Genomic DNA, 16,426 nt, shown 5'->3' with positions numbered 1-16,426 from the left:
GTATATTTTATTTTGCCTTTAATGCAGTTTGAATTGCTTTTTCTACCAGGGGTTCCATGATCTTGTATCCGGCAAGATTAGGATGAATACCATCATCTCCAAGTGAAGACTTCAGCCCATTCCTTTCATCCACCATAGCAGAAAAATAGTCTACATAAATACTGCCCGAACGCTGTGCGTAGGCCTTCAGCATTTTATTCAGTTCCACAACTTTCTGTGCAGGTTGAAGACCCGGCCTCCATGGGAAATCATATGCAGGAAGTACTGAAGATATTATCACGCGGATCTTTGCATCTTTGGCAAGCTCTGCCATCGAAACAATATTTCCATAAATTGACTCCAGTGTTGCGGCACCCGTATTGCCGGCTATATCGTTTATACCTGCCAGTATAACTACTACATCAGGTTTCAGATCTATTACATCCTGGCGGAAACGCAGCAGCATCTGGGGAGTGGTCTGTCCGCTGATTCCCCTGTTAATATATTGCTTGCCGGCAAAAAAAGCGCTGTCAATATTCTTCCATCCCTCTGTTATTGAATTACCCATGAATACAACGCGATCCTTTGGCACCACCTTCGCCCATAATTTATTATCAGCCTCAAAACGTTTAAGATTGGCCCAGTCATTATGAAAGGCCTCTTCACGGGCAACTTCATTCTTTTTCATCTGCTGGTAATTTGAGTTGGCCATCCAGCCCTTTGGATTTGAAGGCCATAGAAGGCCTCTTGCCCCAAGCCAATCCGCAAACCGCTCAATCCAGGTATCCGTTGGAATTTCCTGGGTACGCAATCCAAAACCATGACCACCTTTTGAATACATATGCAGTTCAGCATCCTGACCTGCCGCAATCCAATTATTATAAATGCCAACACTATGTGATGCCAATCCCAATTGGTCATCTGATGCTGCTACTATAAATGCAGGTATTTTTTCAGTCGGAATTTCTCCCCCGATCATTTCACCTACATAGGCATAAATGGGAGCAATAAAATCAGGTCGATTTGATTGATTGGAGTTTTGAGTCACAGCCATTGTTACGGTGCCTCCTGCCGAGAATCCCATGAAACCAATTCTGTTCGGATCAATTCCATATTTGGATGCATTGATTCGAACATAAGCTACCGCTTCAAGGCCATCCCTGATGGCCAATGGAAACACTGGCGCCACATCTGCCCCGAATTTTTCCGAGTTTCCCATCTTCTCCATTACTTCCTTTGCCGGTTCATCCGTGAGGCTCCTGACTACCCTATACTTAAGAACAAAACATGTGATCCCTTTTCCACTTAGCCACCTGGCTACATCAAATCCCTCACTGTTGATGGAGAGTGTATGAAAAGCACCACCTGGCGCAATAATCACAGCCGTTCCGGTATTATAAGATGATTTTGCAGGAACAACTGTGAGGGTTGGATCCACTACATTATAAACCACGGGAGTATTAAAAACATTGGTATCTTTTCTGCCTTCCTGCCATGTCCAGCTTTCTGAGCCGGGTGCCTTACCAGGATATAACCTTATTACCTGTTCCTGGGCAAAGGAGAGGATACCCAATAGCAATAAGGGTAAAATCAACACTTTTTTCATACAGCAAGAAATTTTAGAGCTATAAATATAACCATTGCAGGTTGCTCTTCTGTTATTTGATTACTGTAAGATTATAAATTCCGGAGCCTAGCAGCAACTCTGTGCGTCCTGCTTCGGTTGAAATAACTTTAATCGTGGAAGTGGAAAGAGGCTTGCCATTTTCAAATAATTTATCTCCCGGAGCCTCAGGCAGATAAACTTTAGCACTTGTATTTGCCGGTATTTCAAAGTTGTAAGTAGTGCCCTTTGCATCAACCTTCCATTCACTCGACAATTGACCATAATTTGTTTGCAACACTGCTTTGGCATAGTTTAACCCACCACCGATATGTGGCTTGATGCTAATTTTTTTATAGCCTGCAAATCCCTCCTCAGTATCAAGACCTGCAATGGTTCTGTACATCCAGTCTCCGATTGCACCATAGGCATAATGATTGAATGAATTCATGCCGGGTGTCTGAAAACTGCTATCCGGCTTCTGGCCATCCCACCTTTCCCATATGGTTGTAGCACCCATTTTAACCGGATATAGCCATGAAGGATAACTCTCCTGCATCAATAGTTTAAACGCTTGTTCAGTTTTACCAAACCTTGTAAGAACATGGCAGAGATAGGGAGTTCCCAGGAAACCGGTTGTGAGATGATCGCCATAATTACTAATATTCTCCGAAAGCCTGTCAGCAGCCTGTTGCCTTAAAGCTTCAGGTAACATATCAAAATGAAGGGCCAGCACGTAAGCTGTTTGGGATGAAGATACCAGCCTTCCTGATTGTGTTACATACTCCCTGTTAAAGGCTGCTTTAATTTTTTTTAGTAAAGCAGTATATTTTTCAACATCAGTATTCTTACCGAGCACTGAAGCTGCGTTTATCAGCAACTGTGTTGAGTTGGCATAAAAGCATTGTGCGATCAGGTACTTATCCGTAATGGCTGATCGGCCGTCATTATCATCATCAGGCCTGTAAAACAACCAATCCCCAAAATGAAATCCTTTATTCCAAAGATCATCCTTACTATTCGTATTCATAAAGCCCACCCATTTTTCCATGCTGGCATATTGCTCCAATAAGGTTTTCTTATCACCGTAGGCAAGATAATTCTGCCATGGAATGATAGTAGCTGCATCTGCCCAGCCTGCTGATCCGGATGCATCCTTTCCTAATACATTTGGTATTACAAAGGGCACTGAACCATTATCGAGCTGGTCAAGCGCCAGGTCTTTTAACCATTTGGAAAAGAAATTATTTACGCCAAAATTGAAAGATGCGGTTCGGTAGAAAACCTGCGCATCACCCGTCCACCCCAACCTTTCATCACGTTGCGGACAATCTGTTGGTACATCCAGAAAATTTCCTCTTTGGCCCCATTGGATATTATGCTGCAACTGATTTATCAACGTATTTGAGCTGGTAAATTCACCTGTAGGTTTCATATCACTATAAAGCGTGATCGCCGTAAAATTTTCTGGTTTTATTTCTCCGGGATACCCTTCAATTTTGATATACCTGAATCCCTGGAAAGTAAAATGCGGTTCAAATACTTCTTCAGCATCACCACTGAGGATATATATATTCTCCTGCCTGGCAGCGCGTAGATTGGTGGTATAAAAATTTCCTGACTTATCCAATATTTCTGCGTGATAGATCTTAATGCTATCGCCTTTATTTCCCCTAACCTTTACTTTTACCCAGCCCACCATATTCTGGCCGAAATCAATGATTTTCTCACCGGAAGGCGTGGTGATCATTTTTGCTGGTTTGAACTCTTCCTTCTTACGAATCGGTTCATTAAGAGTAGCTACCAGTGCATGTTCATAGGGCGCGGCAGAAATTGCCGGCTTCCAGCCAGCATCATCAAACCCAACCAATTCCCATCCATTTTGTTCTAACCTGTTGTCAATTATTTCACCATGATAGATCTCAGATGAACGGATTCGGCCGGTAGATGTTTTCCAGCTTTCATCTGATACAACAGTGGCCTTGCTACCATCTGTGTAAGTGATATCAAGCTGAAACAAAAGACCAATGTCCTTGCCATAATAATTCCTTTGTCCCTGGAAACCAATATTGCCCCTGTACCAACCATTTCCGAGTGTTACACCAATAGCATTTTCACCCTGCCGAAGCATATCTGTTATATCATATACCTGGTATTGAAGTCGCTTGTTATAGCTTGTCCAACCCGGACTTAAATAAGCATCTCCCACCCTCTTTCCGTTTACCTTTGCTTCATACATTCCCTTGGCGGTGATATAAGCTATTGCTGATCGGACTTTTTTGGCTGATTGGAATTCCTTTCTAAGGAGTGGGCTTGGCTGTTCTGAACTACTGTCTGCCGCTCCCCCTATCCATTTTGCTTTCCAATCGGATGCCTCGAATAACCCGGTATGCCAATTGCCAAACTCCGACCATTTAGACATCTTTCCTTTATTATCCCATACCCTTACATGCCAGAAATATTGGGTGCCGCTCTTTAAATTCCCTCCCTTATAGCTCACAAATACTGAACTGTCTGAATTTACTTTCCCTGAAGTCCAGGCTCTGACACCTTTTGGTGATCCGGAAAAAACCTCTATTTCATAGGCAGTTTGTTGTATGCCCCTTTCTTTGCCTTTCAACTGCCAGCTAAAGCGTGGCGCGGCAATATCAAGGCCAATTGGATTAGCAAGATTTTCGCATCGGGTATTCATTACAGTTACCTGTGCAAAAATCATCTGGCTGCAAAGCAGGAGCAGGAACATGGAAACAAATCCACGGGAGAAGTAATTCAACTTCATAAGCAAGCATTGTTAGTTTAGTATGGCTATTATTTACCGGCCCAGTAGTCAATGACCAGAACCTTATCAAGATGAGGCTTCAACACTTCTACAAAAGCCAGGTGTGCAGGATGTGGCAGATATACTTCACGTTCGGCTTCTGATTTGAAACTGACAAAAAAACAATGGGTGAAGCCCTGGTTAAGATTCTCCGGACTATTATTCTTTCCCCACTCAAAAGAATGGATTTCTTTGATGCGTTTGGGTAATGCGCGGAAAGCCTCTTCCACTTTCTTTACATCCCACTCACTGCTGTTATCAGTAAACTTGAATAACACCACGTGGCGTAGTAGTTTTTCACCATTGGTTTTCTTATCCTGGGCATGCCCCATGAAACTGAAAATGGTCATGGCCATGAACAGGCCGAGCAAGTTTTTCATCCGCTATATTTTAATTGTTAAGCAAAACTCACACTCACTCCGCCATCTTTCTCATCCTTCAACAGAATTCCGAGCTCCTGTAGCTGGTTGCGGATCTTATCTGATGTGGCGAAATCTTTGCGGCTTTTGGCATCCTTGCGGATATCAATAAGCAATTGCAATACGCCATCCAGTTTGTTATCCTCTCCACCTGCCATAGCCTGTTCATCCTGTAATCCGAAGATATCTTCAAGATATGATTTGAAAGCCACACGCATTTTTTCAATTGTGCCTTTAGATAAAGCATCGCCATCAATATGTTTGTCCCTGATACCATTTATGACGGGCACCATTTCAAACATACTAGCCAGCACTTTGGCAGTATTAAGGTCATCATTCATAAACTCATCAAGTTCCTCAACCAATTTAATGCATCGTGCATCCAGTTCTGCATCTCCGGCATCAGTACCACCGCCCTCCATCTCATTCAGCACTTTATAGGCATCCCATAATCTGCGCATTCCTTTCTGGGCCGCCTGAAGGGCTTCGTTGCCAAAATCGAGTGTACTCCTGTAATGCGTTTGCAGTATAAAAAAGCGAACGGTCATGGGATGATAGGCCTGTTCCAGCAATGGATGCGAGCCACTGAACAATTCCGTGAGCCTGATAACATTGTTGTAACTCTTACCCATCTTTTTCCCGTTGATGGTTATCATGTTATTGTGTAACCAGTATCGTGCGGGCACTTCATGATTACAGATAGTGCTCTGGGCGATCTCACTCTCATGATGGGGAAACTGTAGATCCATTCCTCCTCCATGAATATCAAAATGCTTTCCAAGATATTTAGTGGCCATTGCCGAACACTCAATATGCCATCCGGGGAAACCCTCTCCCCATGGACTATTCCAACGCATGATATGTTCGGGCGGCGCTGCTTTCCATAAAGCAAAATCCTGCTTGTTACGTTTTTCATCCTGCCCCTCCAATTCACGTGTGGTTTCGAGCAGATCATCCACTACCCTGCCACTCATCTTTCCATAGGGATATTCTTCTGCATATTTGCGAACATCAAAATAAACTGATCCATTCTTCTCGTACGCATAGCCCTTGTCAATAATGGTGCGGATCATATCTATCTGCTCCACAATGTGTCCGGTGGCAGTTGGTTCTATGCTGGGATCAAGATTATTAAATTGTTTCATAGCCCAATGAAAAAGGTTGGTATACTTCTGTACCATTTCCATTGGTTCGAGTTTCTCGATCTGTGCTTTCTTAGATATCTTATCTTCTGCTTCGCGTCCTTCCTCCTCAAAATGTCCTGCATCGGTTATATTCCTTACATATCGCACCTTATAACCGAGATGCATAAGATAACGGTATAACACATCGAAAGTAATAAAAGGCCTTGCATGGCCCAGATGGCTCTCACCGCTCACTGTTGGTCCACACACATACATCCCCGCATAACCCGGTACTATTGGTTCAAATATTTCTTTCTGCCTGGTATAGGAATTATAAACTTTCAGTTCGGACATATTAATATCGATTGCTTGCAAAAATAATAGGATAACGATCTTCTAAGATAATGATTTCAATCCGGCAACAGGAGGTCAGCTATAACAGGGAAATGATCACTCAGTGGAGGATGTGGATTACGACACTGCAATACCCCGATTTCCTTACTTGTCATTATATAATCGATCCTTAAAGTTGGACTCAGCGCCGAATAGGTGCGTCCAATTCCAAATCCTCTTCGGGTAAATGCATCCTTCCTGTTTCCCTTGATCCGATGGTACACAAATGAATTAGGAACATCATTGAAATCGCCGCAAATGATTGCCGGATGAGGGCTTGCATCCAGTTCCTTTCTTATCATTTCTGCCTGCTGTTGCCTGAAGCCATAGGCATTGCGGAATTTGAGGAAGATGTCTTTTGATTTTTCTATCGTTGAATCTCCTCCCTGCTTTATTTCCTCAAATTTCCTGAACTCAGCATTTGTAAATAATAATGATTGCAGGTGAGTGGTAAATACCCTCACCATTTTCCCGTTAACGGCAATGTCAACATAGATGAAACTTTCATCTGCCTTCTGTTCGCGTGGACCACCAAACTTTCGGCGATGTGTTTTGCGTATAGGGTATTTTGAAAATATGGCTATCCCATGTTCATAAACCCTGTCGGGCCTGCGATGATCCATTGCATAATAGAAATATCGGTAACCAAGGCTATCCCTGAAATAAGGAATATTCTCATCAAAGAGTTTGCTGTCATTGGTTTCTAGGAATTCCTGCATACAAATGATATCAGGATTTTCCTTCCTGATATATTCGAGGATCTGTTTCCGTTTTGATTTCCCTGAACGTGGCCTGCCCCTCATTTCATCAAAACGTGCAACATTCCATTGCATGACGCGCAGCGATGAGGGTTTTTTTTGCTGGCTCTGAAGGGTAAAGGGATGGAAAGCAATAAAAGCATTGATGGGCTTCCAGCCGATGGCCATAGCAGCCAATGGCAGCAGAAACCATTTGGAACGCAGCACGATCCAGAAGATCAGCATTGTACAGGTTGCAAAAAAGAGAAAGGCAAAACCAACACCTAATAATGCAATATACCAGTGCTTGCCAGGTTCAATAAACCACGCAGCACATGATAACAGGAAGAGAGCCGTTATCGCAAAAGTGAGCAGAACAAATAACCTTTTCGTAAGGCTGCGGAGCATGGAAGCCATTACCGAATTTACAACTCATCTTCATTTGCTGCCCGACGAAGGATGTCTTTTTCTTCATCGGTTAGCATATGGTAGCCTTCAACATTGATCTTATCAAGGATCTGGTCGATCCGTTGTTGGGTGATATTAGGATATTTCTTAAAGGGTGGCTGTCCGCTCACTTTATAAAAGAAACTATCCTTGTTGTTTTTCTTTCGGGATGGTTTCTCAGGATTGAAGAGATTGTCAAACCAGTCGAACAAATTATTAAGCCATAAACTCCAGTCGCGGCCACGCCTCATCTGGTAAATAAACATAAACCCAAGTGCTCCACCAGCAAAATGGGCAAGATACATGGCACCATTGCCAACGGAAATGGTAGCAAAATCAATGATAACATATAGTGATGTCAGAATCCATAAAGGGATTCCTCCATTGATCATTGGAAATATCCTGTAATCGGGAGAAACTGTTGTAGTGGCAACGGCAACGGCCATAACAGAGGCATTTGCGCCGAGGAGACTTGCAAAGGCAAGGTCGGCCTCTAACCGAGGGAAAATATAATGTGCAAGTACAAAAGCGAATGCCCCTGAAACACCTCCCCAAACATATACTGAAACCAGCTTTCGGTTGCCGGTAAGATCCTGCATGATATATCCGAATAACCAAAGCCACAGCATATTGGCAATAACATGCATCACCCTTTCATGGGTAAACATAAATGAGATGATTGTCCAGGGTCGGTATGCAAGTTTATCAATATCTGCAGGGAGAATGAACCAGCTAAATACACTGCTGTAAAAAGCATCAATATTAAGGTCACTCAACAGGTAGATTACATAAATGAACTTAATAAGTACAAATAATACTGCATTAACCACCACCAGGTTCACCAGTGCATTCCCATCGGCACCCAACAGAATACCGCTTCTACGCTTATCTTCTTGCACATTCATAGCCATATGATATCAATAAAACGTATTACGATTGGTTTTGTTCCACAAAAGTACCATTATAAAACCTGCCAGCGCGCCTCCAAGATGGGCCCAGTGAGCAATATTATCTCCCGGCACCCTGCCTATTGCACCAAAAAGATCGAGGGCCATCAATCCGGGAATGGCATATTTCGCTTTAATGGGAATGGGGATGAACATTAGATATAAGGGAGTGTTGGGAAACAGATAGGCAAAGGCTGCCAGTATACCCATAATTGCCCCCGAGGCGCCCACGGCAAGATCAAAATTAGGATCGAGTAGTAGCTGTGCGATGCCTGCCACTATACCACATATCATGTAAAAATTCAGAAACCGCTTTGGCCCCCACAGGTTCTCTAACATTGCGCCAAACATGTAAAGCGCGAACATATTGAAAAGTATATGAAAGAGTCCGGCATGCATGAACATATGCGTCACCAATTGCCAGATCCTAAAATGGGGACTCTGGTAAGGGAATAATGCTCCCCACTGCTCCAGAAATATTCCCTGCTTTTCAAATATAAACTGCGCGAAAAATATAACCACATTGGCTATAAGTATATTCTTTACTACTGGCGGTAATGATCTCATAGTTGTTTCCTCAATTTTAACTGTACCACGTTTTCAATATGGTGAGTATGCGGGAACATATCCACCGGTCTAACTCTTTTTACTTCATATTTAGTATCCAGCAGGTTCAGGTCCCTTGCCTGAGTGGCCGGATTACAGCTCACATACACTACTGTCGGGGCTTCCATATCCAGTATCTTCTGTACAAGCTTTTCATGCATGCCCGCCCTTGGCGGATCGGTAATGATAACATCCGGACGACCATGTGATGCAAAGAAAGCATCATTACAAATATCGATCACATCCCCTGCAAAGAATTCAGCATGCCCGATATTATTAAGGGCTGCATTCTCCCTGGCATCAGCAATTGCATCTTCAATCACTTCCACTCCTATAACTTTTGCAGCATTCCCACTAACGAAAATACCAATGCTTCCTGTTCCACAATACAGGTCATAAACAGTCTCCCTACCCGTTAGTTCAGCAAATTCGCGGGTAACCTGATAAAGACGTTCACCCTGGCGGGTATTGGTCTGGAAGAATGACTTGGGACTGATCTTAAACTGGAAATTCTCCAGCGTTTCCATCGCATACCCCTTTCCGTAATACACCATGGGTTCCTGGTCATACAGACTATCGTTCCATTTTGTATTGATGGTATATAAGAGTGTAGTTATGGATGGCACTTTCAGCAGAATGTGGTCAAGTAATGCCTTGCGGGCAGCCTTATCCTCTTTGCCAAAAGCAATATTCACCATTACCTCCCCGGTGGTGAGTACCCGAACAATGACCGTTCGTAAAAATCCATGGTGTTCGCGGATGTCATAATAACTAAGGCCATGTTCCAATGCATAATCACGTATAGTATTGCGAATGATATTAGCGGGCTCATGCATAAGGTGACAGGTATAAATATCAATTACCTTATCAAATATGCGGGGCACATGAAATCCGATTGCGTTCTCCTGCTTGATCGCCCCCCCTGCTTCCACTTCTTCAGCAAGAAGGTAACGCCTATTGCTGCAGGTATATTCAAGTTTGTTTCTATAAAATCTTGTTTCTGCACAACCAAGGATAGGTTCAATTACCGGAAGTGCAACCTTCCCGATCCTCCTCAGGTGCTGCTCCACTTCCTGTTGCTTATACTGCAACTGCTTTTCATAAGGAAGCATTTGCCATTTGCAGCCACCACAAATGCCAAAATGCTGGCAGAAAGGTTCCACGCGATCCTCAGAAAATTTATGGGTGCGGATCACCCTGCCCTCCGCCCAGTCTTTTTTATTTTTAGTGAGCCTTACATCCACAATATCACCGGGCACAGCACCCTCAATAAAAATCACTTTACCATCCACTCTCCCGATCGCCTTTCCCCCCGCGGCATAATCTTCCACCGCCAGGCGATCAACTGTAACATTCTTTTTACGCATCCGGCAAAAGTAAACACAATATTATTGCGGCCAATTCGTGAAATTAGCAGCTTAATCGGATCGATGAAAAACGCCTTTCTAATATTACTCCTTACCATATGCAATTTTTTGAGCCCAATCCTGATGGCACAATCGGCCGTTGAAAATGGATACAGACTCACTTTGAATACCAATGGCTATAAATCACAATATGTTTATCTCGCATACCACTATGGCAAGATCAAAGCCCTCGCTGATTCTGCGATGGTAAACCCCTCGGGCGCCGCAATTTTCACTGGAGCCGCCCCCCTGCCAGGTGGCATCTATTTTATGGTCTCCCCTAAAAAAGAGATCCTTTTTGAATTGCTGCTCGATAAGGACCAGGCATTTTCCATGAAGTTGGATACCGCCAACCCCTCCGCAGCAAAGTTTACCAATTCTCCTTTAAATAGCGATTTCCAGTCTTATACCCGCTTCGTAAATACCAAAGGGGCCGCTATCAGCAGGCTCCAGCAAAGCCTTGCCTCAGCAAAAAACAGCATCGACAGTACTTCCATTACCACTGAAATGCGTATCCTGAACCAGGAGATCATTGATTATCGAACCAGCTACAACAGAAGTTCATCCGTAAACTTTCTTAATGCATTGTTCGCAGCACTGCAGGAACCAGTTGTTCCTCCCGCCAATCAACATCCCCAAGGAGTATATGACAGCGTTTACGCATTCAATTATTTTAAATCACATTACTGGGATGGCGTTATGTTCAATGACGACCGACTCATCCGCACCCCGTTTTATGAAGCAAGAATAGACCGTTACCTGCGCGACATGGTATCGCCCGACCCCGATTCTATTAAAAAAGAAATTGATATAATACTCGGACAGGCAGTCAGCAGCAGGGAAAGCTTTAAATACCTGCTGACCCATTTCGTACAGAAATATATCAATCCTGAATACATGGGTCAGGATGCAGTTTTCGTACACCTCTTTGAAAAATATATTAACGGCAATCCGGAGGTTAACTGGTTCACCGAAAAGTACCAGAAATACATGACAGACAGGGCCTATTCACTTATGGCAAACCTGATCGGCAATCCTGCCTGGGATATCGTAATGACCGATACCAGTGGTAAGCTTTCAAACCTCTATGAAGTGAAAGCAGCCTATACGGTAATCTGTTTTTGGGATCCTACCTGCGGGCATTGCAAGGAAATGGTTCCTAAACTTGATTCCATTTACCAGGCCAAATGGAAAAAGAATGATATCAAAATTTTTGGTGTGATGACGGAAGGTGGAAGAGATAACTGGACCCGCTATATCAGGGAGAACAAATTAAGCGACTGGATCCATGTACACCAAACCGAAGCGCAACGCGAAGCTGAAAGTAACTCAGGAAAGCCTGGCTTCCGCCAGTTATATGATGTTTACCAGACGCCTGTATTATATCTGCTCGATAAGGATAAGCGAATCATCGCAAAAAAACTTACCTATCAGCAGCTTGATGATATCCTGGATCTGAAGCAGAAAAAAACTACCACTAAAAAATGATCATGTGTAAAAACTTAACTGCCGCCATTATTCTATTGCTGGCAATGGCTACCGTAAATGCGCAGCCGCTTTTCACGTATGGTCCACATAAGGTTAGTAAGGAAACCTTCTTACGCGCTTATGAAAAAAATAATTTAGGCGGAAAGGATGCCGCTGCTATGCAGCAATACCTCGAATTATATACCAGGTTTCGGCTCAAGGTGCAGGATGCTTATGATTTGAAACTCGACACAATGCCTTCCCAGAAAGCTGACCTGGAAAATTTCAGGAACCAGGTTATTGGAATGTACCTCACTGATGACAGTATGATGCTGGAACTGGTTAAAGTTTCCATGGCTAACAGCAAACGGGATATCAGGCTCTCCCATATATATATTCCATTTAATGGTACAGATACCCTGGCAGCATCTGATGCAATTAAAAATGCAGCTAAAGCTCTTCAGCAGGGAAAGTCTTTTGAAACTGTTGCAATGGAATTTTCAAAGGATCCATCTGTAAAGTTGAACAAGGGTGATATTGGGTGGATCAGCAGTTTCACTCTTCCCTATGCGATGGAATCGCTTGTTTATAATACACCCATTGGCTCCATCAGCTCCATTTACAAAAGCAGCACTGCCTATCATATCTTCCGTCCATCTGCCGATAGACCCGCTACAGGTAATATACATGTTGCACAGATCCTGCTGGAGCTTCCTGAAAATGCACCATCAAAAGAAGCAGACCGGGTAAAAAAACTGGCAGATTCCCTATATACCGTGATCGTTGCAGGAGGAGATTTTGGAAAGCTTGCCCTGGCCTTTAGCAACGATAATGCTTCTTTTAATAACCAGGGAGTGTTGCAGCCCTTCTCCCCCGGCACCCATGATCCATTATTTGAAGAACAGGCTGTAATGCTATCAGATAAAAATATTTACAGTAAGCCATTCCGATCCACTAATGGCTGGCATATTCTCCGCTTCCTGCGCAGATATCCCCGCCCTACTGATATAAATAATGCAGAAGATATTGCGGCCATGAAAACATTGATCCAAAATGATGATCGTAATTCGCTTATCAGGTTATCAGTGCTGCAGCGGGCGAGAAAGGCAACAGGATTACCACCCGAAACCAGTGAGGATGAGGTGCTTGAAAAATATATTGCCGGTCTAGAGCAATATGACAGTGAGTATGCCGCACAAATTAATGAATTTGCAGAAGGTAATCTACTCTTTGAAGCCATGCAGAGAAAGGTATGGGACAAATCGGCAGGCGATGAAAAAGGATTGCAGCAATACTATAAAAATAACAGTGGCAGGTATAAATGGAAAGAAAGTGTAAGTGGAGTATTATTTAGTAGTACTGATGCCTCTGTACTTCGGTCATTCCACAAAAAACTCACGGCCGAACCGGAAACCTGGAAGGGATTGATACTTCTTGAGAATGGTGCTGTACAATATGACAGTTCCCGTTTTGAGATTGACCAGCTTCCGCTGAAACTTCCTGAAACCAAATCCGGACTTATTACTGAACCCGTATATAATAAAACGGATGAGCTACACCAGTTCTTCTACGTACTTAAAACCTGGCCTGCTAATGTTACCCGTAGCTATGAAGAAGCAAAAGGTTTTGTTCTCAATGATTACCAGCAGGTGCTGGAAGATGCATGGATAAAGGAACTAAAGAAGAAATACCCTGTAAAGATCAACCAGGCAGTTTGGAAATCAATTAACAGGTAGTGGCATGATTTCTGCGTGTAGCCCTCTGCGTGAAAGATTTTGATACTAACCTAAAAAATCAAAAATGAAGAAAACAATGATCGTGATGATGGCAATAGGAGCCATCGCTTTTCAGGCCAATGCCCAGGACAGTAAATTGTATATCAAGGGCGGCTATAACCTTGCGAATATCTCCGTTACAAAAGATGGAGGCATAGAAGAATCAAATGCATTATCAAGTTTCCATGCCGGCTTTATGGCAGACCTGCCGGTAGGTGAGGGTGCACTTTCATTCCAGCCCGGATTACTTTTTTCAGGCAAGGGTGCTAAGTGGCAGAGTGGTAGTGAAACCGACCAGAACTATATCAAGGCTACTACCAGCCCCAAATACATTGAAATTCCACTCAACCTGGTAGTTAATATTCCATTGGTTGATAAAGAATCGAAGTTCTTTGTAGGTGGTGGTGGTTATGCTGCAATGGGTATTGCAGGAAAAAATAAAACTGAAGGGAAATTCATCGGTGTTGCTTTTGAATCAGAAGACAAGATCGAATTCAGCAATGATGATCCTACTACAACCGGTACCGAAGAAAATGGCGGACTTGGAATGATGAAGCGTTTCGATCTTGGACTGAATGGTACAGCAGGATTTGCTTTCAAAAATGTAATGGTATCAGTGAACTATGGCCATGGTCTTACCAAGATCAATTCCGGTGGCAATAATAGTTCTGATGACAAAAATAAGAACCGTGTTTGGAGCCTTAGCCTCGGCCTAAGCCTTTAGGCAGGTAAAAATGTAAGAGGTAAGAATTACTTTAGCGCAGTTCATCCACCAAAGTAATTCTTACCTCTTACATCTTACCTCTTAAATCTTACCTCTTACCTTTTACCTCTTACCTCAATTCTTGCTTCTTACTTCACACGAGGTTTTTCACCACATTCCAGATCACTTTTGGTTTTCCCAAAGTGTAGTAATGTAACACAGGAACGCCTGCCTTCTTTAATTCCCGGCTCTGGGTAAGCAACCATTCTGTTCCTACCAACTCAACATCAGCATCAGATTTACATTTCATGATCTCGCCTGAAAGATCAGTAGGCAGGTCAACATGAAAGATCCTTGGCAACAGGCTCATCTGCTTTTTGTTGGTAATGGGTTTTAATCCCGGAATAATGGGAACATTGATTCCCGCAGCCAGGCAGGATTCTACAAATTCAAAATATTTCTGGTTATCAAAGAACATCTGCGTAACCACATATTCTGCACCTGCATCCACTTTTGCTTTCAGGTAGGCGAGGTCGGTAGATTTATTAGGCGCTTCAAAATGCTTTTCGGGATAACCAGCCACACCAATACAAAATTGTGCATTGCCCGGATCCTTAACTTCCTCCTCCAGGTATAGGCCATGATTAAGATCAACCACTTGTTTCAGCAGGTCAATTGCATAGCGGTTACCACCCTGCTCAGGCTCAAAAAAAGTTTCATTTTTAGGCGCATCTCCTCTTAATACCAGCACATTATCTATTCCCAGAAAAGCCAGGTCTATAAGGGCGTTCTCTGTTTCTTCACGGGTAAAACCGCCACATATGAGGTGCGGAACAGGATCAACATTATAGTGTTGCATGATGGCCGCGCATATACCTACTGTTCCCGGTCGCTTCCTAACCTCGATCTTTGCAAAAGATCCGTCGGCCTGCTTCTTGAACATGGTCTCACTCCTGTGATAGGTCACATTTATGAATGATGGCTTGAACTCCATCAATGGATCCAGATGATTATAGATTGCATTGATTCCCTTCCCTTTCAACGGCGGCAGAATCTCAAATGAGATCAGCGTATCCTTTGCCTCTTTTATATGATCGATTACCTTCATATTTGCTTGCTTGCAGAATTTAACTATCTACAAACTTAGGACGCATGGCCCAATTAACAAGCCATTCCGGTATTTTTGCCCAAAGCCTTTGATTTTGAACCTAGTGATCCAAACAAACGAACTGGTAAAATCATACAGTAACAGAACTGTTGTGAACCATGTTTCCGTAAACGTACAGCAGGGAGAGATCGTGGGATTACTGGGACCTAATGGTGCTGGTAAGACCACAACATTCTATATGGTCGTTGGACTTATTAAGCCCGATGAAGGAAAAGTTTACCTCAATGACAGGGACATAACTGAATTGCCCATGTACAAGAGGGCTCAGCTCGGTATCGGCTATCTTCCCCAGGAAGCCTCTGTATTCCGGAGCTTATCTGTTGAAGATAATATCAGGGCGGTACTCGAAATGACTACACTTACCCGGCAGGAACAGAAGCATAAACTGGAAGAACTGCTCGACGAATTCAGGCTGCACCATGTAAGGAAAAACAATGGCGACAGTCTTAGTGGTGGTGAAAGAAGACGTACAGAAATAGCCCGCGCATTAGCGGTAGACCCCAAATTCATTCTCCTCGATGAACCCTTTGCAGGAGTGGATCCCATTGCTGTTGAAGATATACAAACCGTTGTGGCAAGGCTTAAGTATAAGAATATCGGCATTCTCATCACTGACCATAATGTGAATGAAACACTTTCCATCTGCGACCGTGCCTACCTTCTTATTGAAGGAAAGATCTTTAAACATGGCACAGCAGAAGAACTTGCGGCAGATGAACATGTGCGAAGACTATACCTGGGAAGGAATTTCGAACTCAAACGAAAAGACTACCTGCATGAGGAAGTAATGAAGGGCATGACTGATTTCCCCAAGATTTAACGGCTTTTTTCTGT

13 protein-coding genes are annotated in these 16,426 nt (G+C 43.3%); 4 read left to right on the top strand and 9 right to left on the bottom strand.

What is annotated here, in order from left to right; all coding sequences use genetic code 11:
• Positions 1-7 precede the first annotated feature (7 nt).
• Genes HY58_RS09130 through rlmD form a run of 8 tightly spaced genes read right to left on the bottom strand, consistent with a single transcriptional unit; the run spans position 8 to position 10,440 of the window.
• Positions 8-1,585 carry a GDSL-type esterase/lipase family protein gene (locus HY58_RS09130; protein WP_039130757.1) on the bottom strand — a complete coding sequence of 526 codons (1,578 nt, stop codon included), beginning with the start codon at positions 1,583-1,585 and terminating at the stop codon, positions 8-10.
• Positions 1,586-1,637: 52 nt separating this feature from the next.
• A complete protein-coding gene (locus HY58_RS09125) occupies positions 1,638-4,361 on the bottom strand; it encodes an alpha-L-rhamnosidase (protein ID WP_039130754.1) in 2,724 nt (907 codons plus the stop codon).
• A gap of 29 nt (positions 4,362-4,390) precedes the next feature.
• On the bottom strand, positions 4,391-4,780 hold the full coding sequence (locus tag HY58_RS09120; protein ID WP_039130752.1) for a Dabb family protein: 390 nt from the start codon (positions 4,778-4,780) through the stop codon (positions 4,391-4,393).
• Between the two features lie 17 nt (positions 4,781-4,797).
• On the bottom strand, positions 4,798-6,297 hold the full coding sequence (gene cysS / locus HY58_RS09115; protein ID WP_039130748.1) for a cysteine--tRNA ligase: 1,500 nt from the start codon (positions 6,295-6,297) through the stop codon (positions 4,798-4,800).
• Positions 6,298-6,353: 56 nt separating this feature from the next.
• Positions 6,354-7,490 carry an endonuclease/exonuclease/phosphatase family protein gene (locus HY58_RS09110; protein WP_082022110.1) on the bottom strand — a complete coding sequence of 379 codons (1,137 nt, stop codon included), beginning with the start codon at positions 7,488-7,490 and terminating at the stop codon, positions 6,354-6,356.
• Between the two features lie 8 nt (positions 7,491-7,498).
• Positions 7,499-8,425, bottom strand: coding sequence for a rhomboid family intramembrane serine protease (locus HY58_RS09105; protein ID WP_039131161.1), 927 nt, complete (start codon positions 8,423-8,425; stop codon positions 7,499-7,501).
• A 12-nt stretch (positions 8,426-8,437) separates the two neighbouring features.
• Positions 8,438-9,034 carry a rhomboid family intramembrane serine protease gene (locus HY58_RS09100; protein WP_039130744.1) on the bottom strand — a complete coding sequence of 199 codons (597 nt, stop codon included), beginning with the start codon at positions 9,032-9,034 and terminating at the stop codon, positions 8,438-8,440.
• Positions 9,031-10,440 (bottom strand): 23S rRNA (uracil(1939)-C(5))-methyltransferase RlmD, encoded by a 1,410-nt coding sequence (gene rlmD, locus HY58_RS09095; RefSeq protein ID WP_039130741.1) that lies wholly within the window; start codon positions 10,438-10,440, stop codon positions 9,031-9,033. The genes HY58_RS09100 and rlmD overlap by 4 nt, the downstream gene beginning before the upstream one ends.
• 108 nt (positions 10,441-10,548) lie before the next feature.
• On the opposite strand from rlmD, the gene HY58_RS09090 reads away from it, so the two are divergent.
• From HY58_RS09090 to HY58_RS09080, 3 genes are all read left to right on the top strand, one after another.
• Positions 10,549-11,967, top strand: a complete 1,419-nt coding sequence (locus HY58_RS09090) for a TlpA family protein disulfide reductase (RefSeq protein WP_172644629.1) — start codon at positions 10,549-10,551, stop codon at positions 11,965-11,967.
• Positions 11,968-11,969: 2 nt separating this feature from the next.
• Complete coding sequence (locus HY58_RS09085) at positions 11,970-13,682, top strand: peptidylprolyl isomerase (protein WP_172644628.1); 1,713 nt, start codon at positions 11,970-11,972, stop codon at positions 13,680-13,682.
• Between the two features lie 64 nt (positions 13,683-13,746).
• A complete protein-coding gene (locus tag HY58_RS09080) occupies positions 13,747-14,445 on the top strand; it encodes an outer membrane beta-barrel protein (protein WP_039130735.1) in 699 nt (232 codons plus the stop codon).
• Between the two features lie 133 nt (positions 14,446-14,578).
• On the opposite strand, the gene metF is transcribed toward HY58_RS09080, so the two are convergent.
• Complete coding sequence (metF, locus tag HY58_RS09075; RefSeq protein ID WP_039130731.1) at positions 14,579-15,532, bottom strand: methylenetetrahydrofolate reductase [NAD(P)H]; 954 nt, start codon at positions 15,530-15,532, stop codon at positions 14,579-14,581.
• A gap of 94 nt (positions 15,533-15,626) precedes the next feature.
• Between metF and lptB the strand changes: the two genes are divergently transcribed.
• Complete coding sequence (gene lptB / locus HY58_RS09070; protein WP_039130729.1) at positions 15,627-16,412, top strand: LPS export ABC transporter ATP-binding protein; 786 nt, start codon at positions 15,627-15,629, stop codon at positions 16,410-16,412.
• Positions 16,413-16,426 lie beyond the last annotated feature (14 nt).

Origin of the sequence: Flavihumibacter sp. ZG627 (genome assembly GCF_000814325.1) — a bacterium.
In the GTDB taxonomy this organism is placed as follows: Bacteria; Bacteroidota; Bacteroidia; order Chitinophagales; family Chitinophagaceae; genus Flavihumibacter.
This window is presented reverse-complemented; position numbering and strand designations above follow the sequence as displayed.

Coding starts and splice junctions, on each gene's coding strand:
- HY58_RS09130 (WP_039130757.1), bottom strand. CDS start 1,585: ATGAAAAAAGTGTTGATTTTACCCTTATTGCTATTGGGTATCCTCTCC.
- HY58_RS09125 (WP_039130754.1), bottom strand. CDS start 4,361: ATGAAGTTGAATTACTTCTCCCGTGGATTTGTTTCCATGTTCCTGCTC.
- HY58_RS09120 (WP_039130752.1), bottom strand. CDS start 4,780: ATGAAAAACTTGCTCGGCCTGTTCATGGCCATGACCATTTTCAGTTTC.
- cysS (WP_039130748.1), bottom strand. CDS start 6,297: ATGTCCGAACTGAAAGTTTATAATTCCTATACCAGGCAGAAAGAAATA.
- HY58_RS09110 (WP_082022110.1), bottom strand. CDS start 7,490: ATGGCTTCCATGCTCCGCAGCCTTACGAAAAGGTTATTTGTTCTGCTC.
- HY58_RS09105 (WP_039131161.1), bottom strand. CDS start 8,425: ATGAATGTGCAAGAAGATAAGCGTAGAAGCGGTATTCTGTTGGGTGCC.
- HY58_RS09100 (WP_039130744.1), bottom strand. CDS start 9,034: ATGAGATCATTACCGCCAGTAGTAAAGAATATACTTATAGCCAATGTG.
- rlmD (WP_039130741.1), bottom strand. CDS start 10,440: ATGCGTAAAAAGAATGTTACAGTTGATCGCCTGGCGGTGGAAGATTAT.
- HY58_RS09085 (WP_172644628.1), top strand. CDS start 11,970: ATGTGTAAAAACTTAACTGCCGCCATTATTCTATTGCTGGCAATGGCT.
- HY58_RS09080 (WP_039130735.1), top strand. CDS start 13,747: ATGAAGAAAACAATGATCGTGATGATGGCAATAGGAGCCATCGCTTTT.
- metF (WP_039130731.1), bottom strand. CDS start 15,532: ATGAAGGTAATCGATCATATAAAAGAGGCAAAGGATACGCTGATCTCA.